The organism is Pseudoalteromonas sp. Ld20, assembly GCF_045064175.1.
Taxonomy (GTDB): Bacteria; Pseudomonadota; Gammaproteobacteria; order Enterobacterales; family Alteromonadaceae; genus Pseudoalteromonas; species Pseudoalteromonas neustonica.
Window position 1 is genome coordinate 46,974 of the sequence record NZ_JBISHB010000024.1, and the last position, 16,707, is coordinate 63,680.

At 40.4% G+C, this 16,707-nt stretch carries 12 protein-coding genes; 5 read left to right on the forward strand and 7 right to left on the reverse strand.

Features of this window, described 5'->3' with window-relative positions; genetic code table 11:
- Window positions 1-59: 59 nt before the first annotated feature.
- Window positions 60-1,982 carry a molecular chaperone DnaK gene (gene dnaK, locus ACJJVX_RS01200; protein ID WP_064435617.1) on the reverse strand — a complete coding sequence of 641 codons (1,923 nt, stop codon included), beginning with the start codon at window positions 1,980-1,982 and terminating at the stop codon, window positions 60-62.
- 243 nt (window positions 1,983-2,225) lie between these two features.
- Here dnaK and ACJJVX_RS01205 point away from each other — a divergent pair, with 243 nt between their 5' ends.
- The gene (locus ACJJVX_RS01205) at window positions 2,226-3,041 is read left to right on the forward strand and encodes a thioesterase family protein (protein WP_054204960.1); all 816 of its coding nucleotides are present in this window, start codon (window positions 2,226-2,228) and stop codon (window positions 3,039-3,041) included.
- Here ACJJVX_RS01205 and ACJJVX_RS01210 read toward each other — a convergent pair.
- Window positions 3,030-3,809, reverse strand: coding sequence for a substrate-binding periplasmic protein (locus ACJJVX_RS01210; protein WP_405629662.1), 780 nt, complete (start codon window positions 3,807-3,809; stop codon window positions 3,030-3,032). The genes ACJJVX_RS01205 and ACJJVX_RS01210 overlap by 12 nt on opposite strands.
- A 133-nt stretch (window positions 3,810-3,942) precedes the next feature.
- Here ACJJVX_RS01210 and ACJJVX_RS01215 point away from each other — a divergent pair, with 133 nt between their 5' ends.
- Genes ACJJVX_RS01215 through ACJJVX_RS01225 form a run of 3 tightly spaced genes read left to right on the forward strand, consistent with a single transcriptional unit; the run spans window position 3,943 to window position 7,470 of the window.
- Window positions 3,943-5,187 carry a paraquat-inducible protein A gene (locus tag ACJJVX_RS01215; protein WP_054205063.1) on the forward strand — a complete coding sequence of 415 codons (1,245 nt, stop codon included), beginning with the start codon at window positions 3,943-3,945 and terminating at the stop codon, window positions 5,185-5,187.
- Window positions 5,180-6,835 (forward strand): intermembrane transport protein PqiB, encoded by a 1,656-nt coding sequence (gene pqiB, locus ACJJVX_RS01220; protein ID WP_405629664.1) that lies wholly within the window; start codon window positions 5,180-5,182, stop codon window positions 6,833-6,835. Before ACJJVX_RS01215 ends, pqiB begins: the two co-directional genes overlap by 8 nt.
- Window positions 6,835-7,470, forward strand: a complete 636-nt coding sequence (locus ACJJVX_RS01225; RefSeq protein ID WP_054204962.1) for a PqiC family protein — start codon at window positions 6,835-6,837, stop codon at window positions 7,468-7,470. Before pqiB ends, ACJJVX_RS01225 begins: the two co-directional genes overlap by 1 nt.
- Before the next feature lie 276 nt (window positions 7,471-7,746).
- On the opposite strand, the gene ACJJVX_RS01230 is transcribed toward ACJJVX_RS01225, so the two are convergent.
- The 4 genes from ACJJVX_RS01230 to ACJJVX_RS01245 are packed head-to-tail and all read right to left on the reverse strand — an operon-like array spanning window position 7,747 to window position 14,498.
- Complete coding sequence (locus ACJJVX_RS01230) at window positions 7,747-8,772, reverse strand: zinc-binding dehydrogenase (protein ID WP_170172782.1); 1,026 nt, start codon at window positions 8,770-8,772, stop codon at window positions 7,747-7,749.
- A gap of 17 nt (window positions 8,773-8,789) precedes the next feature.
- Window positions 8,790-10,172, reverse strand: coding sequence for a TolC family protein (locus ACJJVX_RS01235; RefSeq protein WP_405629667.1), 1,383 nt, complete (start codon window positions 10,170-10,172; stop codon window positions 8,790-8,792).
- The gene (locus ACJJVX_RS01240; protein WP_405629670.1) at window positions 10,162-13,320 is read right to left on the reverse strand and encodes an efflux RND transporter permease subunit; all 3,159 of its coding nucleotides are present in this window, start codon (window positions 13,318-13,320) and stop codon (window positions 10,162-10,164) included. Before ACJJVX_RS01240 ends, ACJJVX_RS01235 begins: the two co-directional genes overlap by 11 nt.
- Window positions 13,321-13,328: 8 nt before the next feature.
- Complete coding sequence (locus ACJJVX_RS01245; protein ID WP_054204966.1) at window positions 13,329-14,498, reverse strand: efflux RND transporter periplasmic adaptor subunit; 1,170 nt, start codon at window positions 14,496-14,498, stop codon at window positions 13,329-13,331.
- Window positions 14,499-14,616: 118 nt separating this feature from the next.
- Between ACJJVX_RS01245 and ACJJVX_RS01250 the strand changes: the two genes are divergently transcribed.
- Complete coding sequence (locus ACJJVX_RS01250; protein ID WP_054205064.1) at window positions 14,617-15,564, forward strand: LysR family transcriptional regulator; 948 nt, start codon at window positions 14,617-14,619, stop codon at window positions 15,562-15,564.
- A 12-nt stretch (window positions 15,565-15,576) separates the two neighbouring features.
- Here the strand turns inward: ACJJVX_RS01250 and ACJJVX_RS01255 are convergent, their stop codons facing one another.
- The gene (locus ACJJVX_RS01255) at window positions 15,577-16,617 is read right to left on the reverse strand and encodes a GGDEF domain-containing protein (protein WP_064435621.1); all 1,041 of its coding nucleotides are present in this window, start codon (window positions 16,615-16,617) and stop codon (window positions 15,577-15,579) included.
- Window positions 16,618-16,707: the final 90 nt, after the last annotated feature.

Sequence of the window (16,707 nt, forward strand, 5' to 3'; positions counted from 1 at the left end):
CTAACTTAAATCATGACACTATTCATCGTGTTTTTAGTTAGGCGAAGCGCTAACAACAATTACTTGTCGTCTTTTACTTCTTCGAACTCAGCATCAACTACGTCGTCATCTTGTTTAGCTGACTGTTGTTGCTGTTGCTCGCCTGCATCAGCGCTGCCTTGTTGGGCTTTAGCTTGTGCAATTTCCATTAATTTTTGTGACTTTTCAGCTAGAGCTTGAGTTTTTGCTTCAATCTCGTCTTTTTTGTCACTCTTAATAGCGGCTTCTAAATCTACTACAGCGGCTTCGATAGCGTCTTTATCTTCGGCTGGAAGTGCATCGCCCGCTTCTTCAATTTGCTTACGTGTACCGTGAACCATTGCATCAGCTTGGTTACGTGCTGCTACAAGCTCTTCGAATTTTTTATCTTCTTCGGCATTAACTTCAGCATCACGAACCATTTTTTCAACTTCTTCATCACTTAAACCTGAAGACGCTTGAATCGTAATTTTTTGCTCTTTACCTGTATCTTTATCTTTTGCAGATACATGTAAGATACCATCAGCATCTACATCGAATGTTACTTCGATTTGTGGTGTACCACGTTGTGCTGGACGAATACCTTCTAGGTTAAATTGACCTAAAGACTTATTGTCACTTGAACGTTTACGCTCACCTTGTAGTACGTGAATCGTTACCGCTGCTTGGTTATCTTCAGCTGTTGAGAAAGTTTGCGATTTCTTAGTAGGAATCGTCGTGTTTTTCTCAATTAACGCAGTCATTACTGAACCCATTGTCTCGATACCTAGAGACAGTGGAGAAACGTCTAGTAATAGTACATCTTTAACGTCACCAGCTAGCACGCCACCTTGAATCGCTGCGCCTACTGCAACTGCTTCATCAGGGTTAACATCTTTACGTGGCTCTTTACCAAAGAACTCAGTTACTGTTTTTTGTACTAGTGGCATACGTGTTTGGCCACCAACAAGAATAATGTCGTTGATGTCGCTAACAGTTAAATCAGCATCCGCTAGAGCACGCTTAAGTGGTTCAATTGATTTAAGTACTAAGTCTTCAACCAGTGACTCAAGCTTAGCACGTGTTAATTTCACGTTCATATGCTTAGGACCTGATGCATCAGCAGTTACATACGGAAGATTTACTTCTGTAGATTGTGCAGATGAAAGCTCAATTTTTGCTTTTTCAGCAGCTTCTTTAACACGTTGCATTGCAAGTGGGTCAGTCTTTAAGTCTAGACCTTGATCTTTCTTGAATTCAGCTACTAAGTAGTTAATAACACGGTTATCGAAATCTTCACCACCTAAGTGAGTGTCACCATTGGTAGCAAGTACTTCAAATGTGTGCTCGCCTTCAACTTCATCAATCTCAATGATTGATAAATCGAAAGTACCACCACCTAAGTCATATACTGCAACAATGTTTTCGCCTTTATTTTTATCCATACCGTAAGCAAGTGCTGCGGCTGTAGGCTCATTGATAATACGCTTAACTTCAAGACCCGCAATACGGCCAGCATCTTTTGTTGCTTGGCGCTGTGAATCGTTAAAGTATGCAGGAACAGTTATAACGGCTTCTGTTACTTCTTCGCCAAGGAAATCTTCAGCGGTTTTTTTCATTTTTTTCAAAACTTCAGCTGAAATTTGTGGTGCTGCGCGTTTTTCACCGCCGGCTTCAACCCATGCATCACCGTTATCTGCTTTGATGATTTTAAAAGGCATGATGCCGATATCGCGTTGTACTTCTTCGTCTTCAAAACGACGACCGATTAGACGCTTAATCGCAAATAATGTGTTGGTTGGGTTTGTCACTGCTTGGCGTTTTGCAGGTTGACCAACAAGTGTTTCACCATCTTGCGTGTAAGCAATAATTGATGGTGTTGTGCGATCGCCTTCCGCGTTTTCAATTACGCGTGCTTTACCGCCGTCTAGTACTGCAACACAAGAGTTTGTAGTACCTAAATCGATTCCAATAATTTTACCCATGAAACATCTCCAACTTCAAAATTCATTAATACGTTCGATGACTAGTAAATAGGGATGCACAGAACTGAATTCAACTGTAAAAATGAAAAAAAAGTGATTTTTTATCATTTATTTTGCAAATAACCCTGATAATTGTATGGATTGATGTTTTTTGCGTCAATCAACCCACACACAAACTGGTCTGATGAGTTTTTCCGTGCTATAAAATTGCAATAATAAATAATCATTACACAAGGAACTGCTATGCATTTCGATCAACTCCTTCAAAGCGCCGCACATATTGGCCTTATGCCAGCCCACGAACAAGCCAAAGCAACAATGCAATTTCCGGCTAATTGGTGCCAAGGCAGAACAGCGTTTGGGGGGCTTTCAGCGTCTTTACTTTATCAAGCAATGCGCCAACAAGTTGAAGCAAGTCGTCGATTACTATCAATAAGTACGAACTTTGTCGGTCCTTTATTAGCTGATACTGAGTTTTCGTTAATAGTAGAGGTTTTAAGAGAAGGTAAAAGCAGTACGCAAGTATTAGCAAAGGCAGTGCAAAATAATCAAGTGAGTGTAGTAGTACAAGCATGCTTCGCTAAACCCCGTGATTCAGCAATTAATGTGCCTGTTACTAAAACGATGGACTTGAAACCTGTTGATCCACGTTACACTTTGCCTTTTAAGTCAGGCGCGATGCCGGAATTTTTTCAGCATGTTGATTTGTGCCCACAACAAGGCGCTATGCCGTTTGCTGGTGCAGATACATCGCACTTAGGTGGCTGGATGCGATTAAAAGAATCGCCGAATGAAATAACCGAAGCCCATATTATTGCTTTGACGGATGCATGGCCGCCAACATTACTACAAATGTTTAAGCAGCCTGCTCCTGCAAGTAGTATGTCTTGGTATTTGGAGTTTGTACAAATGCCGCAGTTAGGTGCGCAGCAATGGCTTGGCTTTGAGGCAATAACACAGCATTGTAAACATGGTTATGGCTTAGAGGATGGCTGTATCTGGTCACAGTCAGGAGAATTAATCGCGCTTACTCGTCAAACCGTTGCGTTATTTGATTAATTCTGGATTGACTACTTGCGCATAATCACTGCCTTCAAAAGCCATAATTGCACGGTACTCACCATTTTCTTTGATATGGGTAAGCCCCATATCAAAGACTTCTTGTAATACTTGGCTATTGAAGTATGCCGGACGAGGAGCTTCTTTAAAAATAGGATGGATAGTAATCACCTGCGCCAGTGCGTGCTTTTTCTGGTATTGCTGGAAATAATACAAGAAAACCCGTTTTTCAAGCACAATCACATCAACCCATTCTTTTAATAAGTTATCAACCTGCGCAGCCTGATTTACCACTTCATCATAAAATTGTAATCTTGTGGTAATAGTTTTAAATGGAGCTGGTAAAAATGCCGTTGCATTTTGAAATGCTAATACGCTCTTCCCTGTTAAGTCATAAATTGTATTTATTATGTAATCGTTCTTTTTGAGACTAACCGCAACATTTTGATACGCAAGTAAGCTATCACTTGAATAAATCCCCCGCGAGTATCCACCAGCGTAATTTAGAGCAACATCAATTTTTCTTTGCTCAAGCAGCTGCTCTGCACGCTTATTAGACATATAGACGATTTCTAAATTGGTTATACCTTGACTTTTAAAGGCTGATTTAAGAATTTCTAGTTGTAAACCCGTACTATCATCACTAAAAACATATGGGGGCAGTGATGCGCTCGCAGCAATTGTAATTCGATCAGTTAGCTTTGGGGCACTTAAAGCAAGTGAATCAATACTAAATAAAACAAACAATATTGCTAATAAACATTTCATATTAAACCTTATAAAATCAAACACCGACGCTTACAGTGTTAAGAGATATTTGCCAAGTAAATTTATCAGGTAATTGTATTTACAATATAATTGATGCAAACTTGTCTTATATTACTTGTCAGTGGATATTAATTTGCAAACAGCTTGCCCTAACTGTGATTTAATTATCGAAGTTCCTCGGATAGCTGCTAAGCAAGTGGCTGTTTGTCCACACTGCCACACTAAGCTTTGCTCTGCAAACCTAAATAACGATGCACGAATAGTAGCCTTAAGTCTTAGCTCGCTTATCATGCTACTCAGTAGTATGTTCTACCCTTTTATCTCATTTAGCAGTAGTGGTATTACCCAAACTATAACCCTTCCCGACGCCGCTCGCATACTTTTTAACTACGACAGTGATTTACTTGGCATTTTTATTGATCTGAGTATTATCGGTTTGCCTATGGCGTTATTGGTAACATTAATCCCATTGCATTTAGGTTTATTGAAAGTACTTCCTTATGGTTTTGCCAAACGATTGCTTAAATATACATTAGCCATTGAACCTTGGGTCATGTCTGAAATATTTTTAATTGGTGTGTTAGTCAGTATGGTTAAAATTATGTCCATGGCTGATATTAGTTTTGGGGTGAGTTTTTGGGCTTATGTGGCATTTGTTATTTTTTATATTGCTACGCTTACGCAACTCAATCACAGGCGACTGTGGGATCAAGTTCAACCAATAAAAGCGATTAAATACGTTCATCATAGTCACCGAGCAATAGATAATAACGTACGTTCATGCCATGTTTGCCATCAACTGAGTGACTCTCAATACTGTACTCGGTGCAACACAAAAACACATATACGTAATCCCCATAGTGTACAAAAAGCTGCTGCATGGCTTATTACTTCCGTTGCGTGTTATATCCCAGCCAATATTTTCCCTATAATGTACACCACCAGCTTGGGAGATGAATCCCCCTCTACCTTAATTGGTGGCGTAATAGTATTGTGGCAAGCGGGCTCTTATCCTATTGCGCTAATCATTTTTTTAGCCAGTGTAGTCGTGCCTTTAGCAAAAGCATTAATCCTTACGCTTTTATGTTTATTAGTTAGTAAACCGGCAAATAGCCAAACAAAAGGCTATACCAAGGTATACTTATTAACTGAGTTTATAGGACGCTGGTCTATGATTGATGTATTTGTTGTGGCAATTTTAGTAGCCTTAGTCCAACTTGGGAATTTAATGTCGGTAACCCCTGGTATAGGCACAATATTTTTTACCGTTATGGTAATTTGCCAAATGTTGGCAGCGCACGCATTTGATCCTCGACTATTATGGGATTCTCCAAGCAATGATAATAAACACAACCAATTAGAGAAAAAACATGAGTGAAATAGCTAACATCAAAAAAGAGCCAACTATTTCAGGTATTTGGATAATTCCTATTATTGCTTTATTGGTTGGCGCATGGATGCTATATCAGTATCAAGCAAGTAAAGGTGCCACTATCTACATCTCGATGCCTCAAGCTGAGGGTATTGTTGCGGGTAAAACAGAAATAAAAGTACGCAGCGTAAAAATTGGCCATATTGATCATATTCGTCTCTCTAGTGACAAAAACAGTGTTATTGCACGTGCACAAATAGATAAACATTATGATAGCTTACTTACTGATGACGCCACTATATGGGTTGTCAAGCCGCGTATTGATGAAACGGGGATCAGTGGTATGAGTACATTATTATCCGGTGTTTACTTGGAATTCGCCCCAGGAGAAAGTAAAAACATCACCGACCGTTTTGATTTACAAGATGAACCTGCACTAATAGGTAAAGATGTTAAAGGGGGTCGTTTCACATTACAAAGCTTTAATGCAGAAGTCATGGAGGTCAGCACCGGAATTTTCTTTAAAAACTATAAAATTGGCCAAATTGAAACGGCGACTTTTGATTGGAAAAATCAAGCCATGAAGTATGGTATTTTTATCAATGAACCTTATCAAAATTTGATCACTCTGAATTCTATTTTTTGGGTCAACTCGGGCATTGAAATTGATTTATCAGCTGATGGAATTAACTTCAAAACAGGCTCATTGAGTAAGTTATTAAAAGGGGGAATTTCGGTCGGTTTACCAGAACAACAAGCGCCGGGTGACTTTGCCCAAGACGGTCATGGTTTTTCTTTAAGTAACAGCTATCAAGATGCTCTTGAAGAACGTTTTTATGATTTTGATTATTACTTAATTGAATTTGAACAATCAATACGTGGTCTACGTGCGGGTGCACCTGTTGAATACAGAGGCATGCGTGTTGGCACTGTAGTAGAGGCGCCAGCAAATGTTATTATTGACGGTAAACCCGCTCATTTTAAAACAGATAACACCGCAGTTCCTGCACTTATAAAAATAGAGTACGGCCGTATGTATCACGACAGTGCTTCGGCTAAAGAGTTTTGGAAAAGCAGTGTTGATGGTTGGATTAAAAACGGTCTGCGTGCGTCATTAAAGCCGGGGAATTTACTTACGGGTGCTGTGTATGTTGATTTTGATATCTATCACGATACACCTGAAGCTCAACTCACATCTATTGCTCAATACCAAGTGTTTCCCAGTGTTTCCAGTGGTATTACGGTGCTTGCAGATCAAGTCTCTGATGTACTCAATAAAGTAAACAGTTTAAAAATTGAAGATAGCTTAGCGCAAATGCAGTCTACATTTGCCGATTACCAAGCACTGGCTAATGAAATGCGTGCGTTGTTAAGCAAACAAGATACACAAGATTTACCCGGTGACTTTAACCGCAATTTTGCTGAAATGACTAAAAGCATGCAGCAATTTGATATTACTATGAAACAATTTGAAAAAACCATGGCGAGTTATCAGCAAGGTTCACAATTTCATCATCAGTTACAACAAACACTGTCTGAGTTTAAGCGTTTGAGTGAAGAATTACAGCCATTAACTCGTGGTTTAAACGAACAACCTAACATGTTTATTTTTGACAAATCATTACCCGCAGATCCAACGCCGAGGAAACAATAATGCCATATACTTTCATCGCTAAAGTGCTAATAGCAATAAGTCTGACATTATTAACCGGATGCAGTCAGTCACTTAATTCATCTATTGAATATTATCAATTCGAGCAGGCTATCAAGCCAATTCAACGAAATAGTATTGATACCTCAACACAGTTACGTATTAATACTGTTACTTTACGCGGCGCGTTAAACAATCGTGGAATTGCAATGAAAATAGATAATAACCAAATCAATGCGGCTAATTATCATTTATGGAGTGAAGCACCCGATCAAATGCTTACAGCAAGCAGTCATCAGACTTTGTTTACCGCGCTTGATGATTGGATGGTTGTCAAAGGCTTGCCTGTGATCACTGATAAAGATCAACAAAGCTATTATGAATTAGAATATGAGCTACACCACTTTTATGGTGATAAACAAGGTAATGCAGATATAGCTGGGCTTTGGCGTCTTTACTATACCTCATTTGAGCAAGGTCGTTCTTTACAAGCGGTTCACTATTTTAGTGAGCTAACCCCCTTAGTTGAGAATGATTATGAAGGGCTTGTTGCTAGCCTAGAAAAAACCTGGCATACCATTAATTTACAAGTAGCAGCTCAGTTGCACACCATTAAAAGGTCTTCAAAAATACATTAATAGCGAGTGCATCGGGGCTTATGATCACCTTAGTATAATCACTAAAGTCCAGCTTTTTAAAGACTCGTTTGGAAGCGGTATTGTCTTGTGAAGTAATTGCACTTATTACATTAAACTGTTGACTTGCAGTAGCGCATTACATCCCTGTGTTTATACCCTTTCCCCGTATATTCGGGTAATAGTGCATAACCGAGATCAGAGCTATTTACCTTTAACTAAAAAAGCCCTGTTGATATTCGGGGCTTCTTCGTTTTTATTTCTCGCGAACAAGGATAGTTAAGTATGGTTAACCTGCACTATTTGCTTACCGGTAAACCCCCCATTAACTTGCATATTGAGTGCATTGGAAATACTTATTGCATCAAATTTAACTGCCGTAATAGCAGGGATCATGAGTGTGCCTTGCGCCATATTTTCGAGCAATAAATTTCCCATAAAACTCATTCGCTGTTGAGCGCACAAGCTATTAGCCAGCCATGCCCCTCCTAATGAAACAATACCAATATTAGGCGCTCGCCTAAACATCAACTCTTGCTCAAATTTAGGCAGTGGATTTAAACAGGCTATACGACCACAAAATCGCATTAATTCAACATTACGCACTGTTGTTTCACCACCAATTGAATCCAGTACCGCATCAAAACCTTGTGGGCCTAACTCTTTCTTGATTTTTTCACTGAGTTTTTTATCGGTATAATCAAACACAGCATCAGCACCCAGTTTTTTAACAAGTTTATGATTTCGCTTACTTGCCGTTGTAAAAACAGTGGCACCACGTTGCTTGGCAAACTGAATTGCAAATTGACCAACAGCACCTGCGCCGGCTTCAATCAGGATTGAATCGCCCTCTGTCAATTGCAATTTATCAAGCGCAATTAACGCTGACATCCCCGCACAAGGTAACACCGCAGCATCGCTAAATGTGACTTCATCTGGTATTAGTGACACAGCGTAATTAGGGACTTTGGCGTATTCAGACAGCACGCCTTGCTCACCAATATTACCATGCCACATTACCCGCGAGCCTATCTCAGGGAATATCCCCTTACGTGCTTTAACAACCACCCCCACAGCATCTAAGCCAAGAGTGTGGGGGTATTGCCATTTGCAAAAGCCCTGTTTAGCAAAGTATGCATCAACGGGATTTAAGCCAACATACTCAACTTTGATCAGCAGTTCATTGTCTACAATTTCTGGCACAGGCAATTCCAACTCAGATAAATCGATCTGCTCGTTGGGCTCAAGTAGCGCAATCGCGCGCATAGTTGCGGGAATTGGCGATAAAAAATCAGTATGTGGCATCAATAACTCTACATTGGCTAATTAACTAACACATAACTCCAACGACCATTAAATACTTGATAGGTATCTACCTTGGCAAGTAATGATGAAATCGTTGAGTCAATTGCATTTTCTTGCGCTATTAAAACATCCTGTCGCGCATCTAACAACTCTAAGTATGGTATTTGCCCTTCTTGATACATAGCCTGCGCTTGTAAAAAGGCACTATTGGCAAAATCAAAGCGTTGTTTTGCATAGTCTTGCTGCTGACTTTGCTTTACTAATAATTGCAATGATAGTTCACTTTCACTCATTGCATTTAACACAACGTGTTGATATTGACTGTAAGCGGCTTCACTCAAGTATTGTTGTGCATCACGCTGGGCTAATAAAGCCGGGTAACTTAATAATGACCACTTTATTTGTGGTGCAACTTGCCATTGCTGCTGTGTATCTGACAATCGATTGTTATCTAAACTCAATACACCTGCAAATGCACTTAAACTAATATCTGGTAACAACGCTTTACTTGCCGCTACGCTTAATGAGTGAGCTTGGCTAAACTCAAATAACGCTTGGCTAATATCAGGACGAAGCGCGATTGCATCACTTGGTTTTGCTAAACTAACCGTAAATCCACGTTCAAGTACACTACGCTCATCTATCAATGTAATATCACTCGGTAATTGCCCTGATAACATTGCAAGTGTTGCTAAGTCGCGAAACTGTGCATATTCAATATCCGGTAATAATGCTTGCTGGCGCTTTAGCTGCGCTAAAGTACGGTTTAAATCAAGCTCATTAGCAATTCCTTCTTCAACCTGAGCACGCAATACACCTATACTTTGTTTAAGCGCCTCAATTTGCAGTTCAATAATATGCTGTTTTTGCTTATTTCCTTGATAACTTACAAACCCTTTAACCACCGACGCAACAACTTCAATATGTAGCGCACGTACTTGCTCTGCTTGACTCATTGCCCCTGCATTACTGGCATTAACTAATGCAGTCACTTTCCCAAATAAATCCAGTTGCCAATCAAAATTGGCATTGGCAGCTGACTGGCGAGTATTTAGTTCGCCCAAACTACTACGCGTTGCTTCAATACCTACCCCACCTTGGGGCAAGTATTGTGCTTTTTGTCCCCCTAAGCGGGCAAGTGCACTTTTCAGTTTTAATTGGCTGGTTCGTAAATCGTGATTATTAGCACGCGCATTTGCAACCAAGTTATTAAGCTGTGACGAATCTAATTGTTGCCACCAATTCAGTTCATCTTGACCTACTAACTGAGATGCAATTTGTGTTTGCGCAACAAACTCTTGAAGCTGACTCTGATGTTGCTGTTCATCTATTTTACTAGCACAACCGGCTAACAACCCCGCAACCAATACAGCGGTTATACGCAACTTATTACTGTTCATTTACTTGCTCCACTGTCGCGTGTTCTTTGCTTTTTGTGACCAAAATATAAAATACTGGCGTGAATAACAAACCAAATACCGTCACACCAATCATGCCTGAAAATACTGCATTCCCCATCGCATGACGCATTTCTGCACCGGCTCCTGTTGCTAATACCAGCGGGATTACACCAGCAGTAAAGGCAATCGAAGTCATGAGGATTGGTCTTAATCGCATCCGACACGCTTCTAAAATCGCATCAAAATGACTTAATCCATGGTTATTTTTATCGCGCGCAAACTCCACCATCAATATCGCATTTTTAGACGCGAGTGCGACCAAGACGATTAATGCAATTTGCGTGAAAATATTATTATCAGAGCCCACTAGCCATACACCCATTAATGCAGAGAATATTGTCATAGGCACAATTAAGATAATCGCCAGCGGTAAACGTAAGCTTTCATATTGCGCTGCTAATACCATAAACACTAATAACACCACCAATGGGAAGACATACACCATGGTATTACCCGCCAAAATCTGCTGAAAAGTCACTTCTGTCCACTCATACTCTATGCCACTGGGTAAATTATCAGCCAGAATGAGTTCAATAGCCTGTTGTGCTTGATCTGAGCTATAACCCGGTGCTGGACTGCCGTTAAGCTCTGCACTTGGGTAACCATTATAATGCATAACGCGATCAGGACCTGTGGTTGGCGTTACCGTTAATACTGAACCAAGCGGTACCATGTTACCTCGGTTATTTCGTACTTTAAGGTTTAATACCTGTTCTGGATCAAGGCGATAATCTATATCAGCTTGGGCATTAACTTGGTAAGTACGGCCAAACATATTAAAGTCATTAACATACATAGAGCCAAGATATACTTGTAGTGCATTAAATACTTCATCTAATGGGATGCCTTGGATCAGCGCTTGTTCACGGTCGATATCAATATCCATTTGCGGAACCTGAATCCTAAAACTTGAGTACAACCCCATTAAAGCAGGATCTTGTTGTGCCTTTCCAATTACTGTTTGCAAGCTATTAAATAAGGTTTCGAACCCTTTATTACCACGATCTTCAATTTGCAGTTTAAAACCACCTGTAGTGCCTAAACCTTGAATTGGCGGCGGCGGGAAAACAGCAACAAAGGCCTCATCAATAGCACTAAAGCGCTGATTAAGTTGCGCGGCAATAGCCATCGCAGACTGACTTGGATCAGTACGCTCACTAAACGCATCTAATGGAGTAAAGACAATGGCGCTGTTAGGACTATTGGTAAAGCCATTAACTGACAAGCCTGGAAACGCAACTGTGTCAGCAACACCGGGCACTTGCAGCGCTATTTCTTGCATTTGTCTTACTACATCTTGCGTACGATCTAAGCTTGCTGCGTCAGGTAATTGAGCAATTGCTACTAGGTACTGTTTATCCTGTGCAGGAATAAAACCACCCGGAACAGCATCAAAAAGTTTGAACGTACCGCCGAGTAGAGCAACATAAACAACCATTACCACCATACTCATTCGCATCATTTTTTTAACAAGCTTTTGATACCCTTTAGCACCGCGATCGAACACTCGATTGAACGGGGCAAACAACCAGCGGCCAAATAAACGATTAAGTAAACGTGTCAATGCATCTGGCTTTGCGTCGTGACTTTTTAACAATAACGCTGCTAATGCTGGCGACAGTGTTAGTGAGTTAAATGCAGATATAACCGTAGAAATCGTAATTGTTAGCGCAAACTGTTTATAAAATTGACCTGAAAGCCCAGAAATAAATGCCGTTGGAATAAACACTGCACACAGCACTAACGCAATCGCGATAATTGGCCCTGTCACTTCACTCATTGCTACACGGGTAGCCTCTAAAGGGGATAGACCTTGCTCAATGTTTCGCTCAACGTTTTCGACCACAACGATGGCATCATCAACAACAATACCGATTGCTAATACTAAACCAAATAACGATAAGGTATTTATCGAAACACCTAACCATTGCATCACAGCAAACGTACCAATTAAAGATACTGGCACAGCAATTAGAGGTATTATCGAAGCGCGCCATGTTTGTAAAAATAACACCACCACAATAACAACAAGTGCAATTGCCTCTAGTAACGTGGTAATTACAGCATCAATTGATCCACGTACAAATACAGTAGGATCATAAACGATGTCGTACTCAACCCCACTTGGAAAATCGTTTGATAAACGTGCCATCGTTTCACGCACCTGATCTGAAAGCTCTATCGCGTTCGAACCCGGGCGCTGAAATATCGGCATTGCTAAAGCGGGTTGATTATTGAGCTCCGCACGCAACGAGTACGTATTTTGGCCTAAATCAATACGGGCAACATCATTTAAGCGTGTAAGTTGGCCTTGTTCACCGACTTTGATAATCACCTGCTCAAACTCTTCAATGCTGTTTAAACGTCCTTTAACATTAAGTAGCACCTGAAATTGGCTGTCGTTTGAGGTTGGCTGTGCACCTAAACTACCCGCAGCAACTTGTTGATTTTGTGCGCGAAGTGCGCTTACCACATCCATTGCCGTTAATTCGCGTGCTGCAAGTGCATCAGGGTTTAACCATACGCGCATAGAGTATTGCCCAGCACCAAAAAGCTGTACATCTCCCACTCCACTTAAACGTGCAATTTGGTCTTTTATATACAAATCCGCATAATTAGATAGGTAAGCGGTGTCGTGGGTTTTTTCAGGTGAATACAAATGTACCACCATGGTTAGATCCGGGGATGACTTTTCAGCCACAACGCCTAAGCGTTGCACTTCTTGCGGTAAACGTGGCAATGCACTGTTAACGCGGTTTTGCACTTGCACTTGAGCACGATCTAAATCAGTACCGAGCTCAAACGTAACAGTTAACGTCATGCGGCCATCACTGGTCGCTTGTGAAAACATATACAGCATGTTTTCAGCGCCATTAATTTCTTGCTCTAATGGCGTGGCAACAGTTTGTGCGATTACCGTTGGATTTGCACCCGGGTAGTTAGCTGTAACAACAACCGTTGGAGGCACAACTTCAGGGTATTCACTCACTGGTAATTGAAATAACGAAATACCACCAGCAATTAAAATAATTAATGACAGCATGGCCGCAAAGATTGGCCGTTGGATAAAAAAGTGTGAAAATTTCATAAATTACCCTACTTCTTAGCCATTAAAATATGCTGCGCTGTTGGCGAGAGCGTAAACGCCACACCTTTGGTATCTAACGTTATCTGATTTGGCGCAATGGGCATACCTGGTCCCACACGTGCAGGCCCATTAACAGCTATCACATCGCCTGTTTTTAAGCCTGATGTGATAGTGCGAAAACGACCGTAGCGCTCACCAACCGTAACAAGCTTATATTCAAGAATATTATTGTCACCAACAGTCAATACAAAACGATTTTTCAAATCGGTACCTATCGCTCTATCTGGCACGATTACCTGCTCTGTGACATCGCTGGCGGCTAATTTAATACGCGCAAATGACCCCGCGCGTAGCGCTTCGTTTTCATCAAAGCGTGCACGTACACGTAATGTACCCGTTGCTGCGTTTATTTGATTATCAATAAAATCAATATACCCAATGTGAGCAAATGCACGTTGACCTACCTTTTGCATTACAACCTGTTGTTTATCATTGGCTGTTACATCATTAAAAGCGCTATTCCATGTACGCTCGTCTACATCAAAGTACGCGTACATCGTTTGATTTGACACAATTGACGTTAAAACCGTTTGCCCAGCCAGTACGTTATTACCTTTGGTAATATTTGCTAAGGAGATAACGCCATCAATCGGTGAGCGTATATCTGTAAATTCTAAATCCAGTTTGGCTGAAACTAGCTGCGCCTTTAATGCTGCTAACTGAGCTTCTCGTTGATGTAACATCGAAGTACGAGATTCAGCTTGCTCGGTAGAAATAGCTTTTCGCTGCGTTAACCTTACCGCTCTTTTCGCTTCGCTTTGCGCTTGAGATAAAGCCGCTTTTGCACTTTGTACTTGTGCTTCAAGGCTGGTAACAACTGCCGCATATGGACGAGCATCTAATTTAAACAGTAAATCGCCTTGTTTAACGTTATCGCCTTCTTTAAACGCAATGTGATCAATAACCCCTGCAACTCGTGGCATAAGAGCAACCTCTTCAGGTGCTTCAAGTCGTGTCGTGAAAGTGTGCCAATTTTGTACTGGTTTGATAATTACTTGTGCAACATCAATTGGCTGTAAGTGCTGTTGTTGACTGGTTTGTTGGCTTGGTTCTTCCGCACATCCGCTCAGAGCAAGTGATGCCCCTAAAATTGCAGTAGCTATTAAGTGTTTGTTCATGACGACGCTCCTTTTAGTATATTTATCCATGGTACGGAACAAACCTGCGGACAAAAACTATAGATTTCAAAACTCATTAATGCCAATATGGCACCAATTAAATTTAAATGAGCAAAATATGGATACTACGAGTCGTTTATTAATGTTGTTAGAAGTGGTTGAGCGTGGCTCTTTTGCTAAAGCAGCTGAAACCCGTAATATTGATCGTTCTGTGATCTCAAAACAAATTAGCCGTCTTGAGGATGACTTAGGTGTTCGTTTATTAAATCGAACCACTCGTTCATTTTCACTTACTGCAGCTGGCGCTGAAATGGTCAAAAAAGCCAGTGAGCTACGCGAACTATTAGGTGAAACCGTACGCCTTGCTGAGAACTATCACCAAGAACCGCGCGGCGTGTTAAAAATCACATCCTCAACCATTATTGGACGGCGTTATTTACAACCCGTGATCAATGATTTTCAAAAACGCTTTCCGCAGGTTGAGGTTGAGTTACGCTTAGATGATAGGCTTGTCGATATTGTCTCTGAAGGGTTTGATTTAGCATTTAGGGTGGGAGAGCCCAAAGATTCATCCTTAATTGCTCGTAAAATTGCCCGTAATCGATTACTACTTTTGGCATCACCTGAGTTTATTAGAACGTATGGATTGCCTGAAAAAATTGAAGATTTAATTGATTTACCCGCAGCCAGCTATTCAAGCACTTCATTGCGCGTTGAGGGCGTGAAGTATGTTGATGAGTTTGGTTTGCCACAAGAGCAAAAAATTAAAAGCGTATTTAGAGCGAATGATGCAGAAGTACTTTTAGATAAAACCCTTTCTGGAACAACTTATGTTCTTGCACCCGCGTTTATTATCGGCAATGAAATTAAGGAAGGACGATTAGTGCCTATGCTTACACATTTAAAACTTGCCGAATACAGTGCAATGTATGCCGTTTATCCACATCGCGATTTACCAGTTCGTACTCGGCTATTTTTTGATGCAATACGTGAGCATTTAGGAAAAGACTTGCCTCTGTGGGAACAAAATATTCCAGAGTTTGAGTTAATGTATCAAGGAAATTAAATAGTCGCGTCATTAAGAGGCTTGATTTAGTTGCTTTCCCTGTGGTGGGTCATTAAAAACAACTTGGTTACGTCCGTTATTTTTAGCTTGATAGAGCCTATCATCTGCTGCTTTTATTGTTTGCTTTAAGGTTTCATTGCCACTGTAAGCGATAACGCCAATACTTGCTGTAATTGACACTGATTGCTCTGCAATAATAAGCTTATTATTCTCTATAGTATGTCTAATATTTTCTGCAATGTTTGCCGCCTCAGACGCCGATGAGTGAGCAACAAAGATGGCAAACTCTTCACCACCAATACGAAAAACAGCACCTTCTTTAGTTAACTGAGATTTGATAATTTTAGTTACTTCAATCAGCACACTGTCACCAATTGCATGGCCAAACTCGTCGTTTACTTTCTTAAAAAAATCTAAATCCATTACCATCGTATAAAGATTTTCTTTATCACTAAGTTCAATCTCAAAATATTGATTCATTGCTAAGCGGTTCCCAGCGCCTGTAAGTGGATCTAACATTGCTAAATCTTCCAAACGCTTAGAAAAACTAGCTCGGCTTGTTTCAAATACATGCGCAATAACCCAAATAGTAACATAGCTAAATGCGAGATTTAAACCTAGATTCGATGGGGAATATGGAGCCACACTTTCTTTTGTTATTAATGCGATGGCTTGCAACAGAGCCAGTGACATTGACAAACCAAAGCCCCACAACTTTCCCAATAATAAGTAATACAGAACGGGTAAAACGAGGGTCCAAACAAAAAGTGCGTTATATACACTTGATAAGTAACTACCCAGCACAACTAATAACGACACAAAAGTGCAAATACTGACAGGCTGCCAAAGTTTAAATACATGTTTAGTTATATAAAAATAAATACCAAAACAATACACAGAAAAAACAACTTCCAAAGCGCCTAATATTAAAAAGTCATTTATTAATAGATTAAATACCGCAAATATCCCTGACAGAACACCTAGACACAGGCACATCCACTTAAGAACTCTACTACGTAAAGCAAGCGTGCTATTAAGGGCCGCAATATCCATTTATAAACTTAATTTAAGAAGAGACTGGCTATTATTTTAAACATAAATGGTTATATCTCAAGTGTAGAAGGCCAATCAATGCATTTAACC

Excerpts from the sequence above, each read along its gene's own strand:
- dnaK (WP_064435617.1), bottom strand. The coding sequence starts at position 1,982 with ATGGGTAAAATTATTGGAATCGATTTAGGTACTACAAACTCTTGTGTT.
- ACJJVX_RS01205 (WP_054204960.1), top strand. The coding sequence starts at position 2,226 with ATGCATTTCGATCAACTCCTTCAAAGCGCCGCACATATTGGCCTTATG.
- ACJJVX_RS01210 (WP_405629662.1), bottom strand. The coding sequence starts at position 3,809 with ATGAAATGTTTATTAGCAATATTGTTTGTTTTATTTAGTATTGATTCA.
- pqiB (WP_405629664.1), top strand. The coding sequence starts at position 5,180 with ATGAGTGAAATAGCTAACATCAAAAAAGAGCCAACTATTTCAGGTATT.
- ACJJVX_RS01225 (WP_054204962.1), top strand. The coding sequence starts at position 6,835 with ATGCCATATACTTTCATCGCTAAAGTGCTAATAGCAATAAGTCTGACA.
- ACJJVX_RS01230 (WP_170172782.1), bottom strand. The coding sequence starts at position 8,772 with ATGCCACATACTGATTTTTTATCGCCAATTCCCGCAACTATGCGCGCG.
- ACJJVX_RS01235 (WP_405629667.1), bottom strand. The coding sequence starts at position 10,172 with ATGAACAGTAATAAGTTGCGTATAACCGCTGTATTGGTTGCGGGGTTG.
- ACJJVX_RS01240 (WP_405629670.1), bottom strand. The coding sequence starts at position 13,320 with ATGAAATTTTCACACTTTTTTATCCAACGGCCAATCTTTGCGGCCATG.
- ACJJVX_RS01245 (WP_054204966.1), bottom strand. The coding sequence starts at position 14,498 with ATGAACAAACACTTAATAGCTACTGCAATTTTAGGGGCATCACTTGCT.
- ACJJVX_RS01250 (WP_054205064.1), top strand. The coding sequence starts at position 14,617 with ATGGATACTACGAGTCGTTTATTAATGTTGTTAGAAGTGGTTGAGCGT.
- ACJJVX_RS01255 (WP_064435621.1), bottom strand. The coding sequence starts at position 16,617 with ATGGATATTGCGGCCCTTAATAGCACGCTTGCTTTACGTAGTAGAGTT.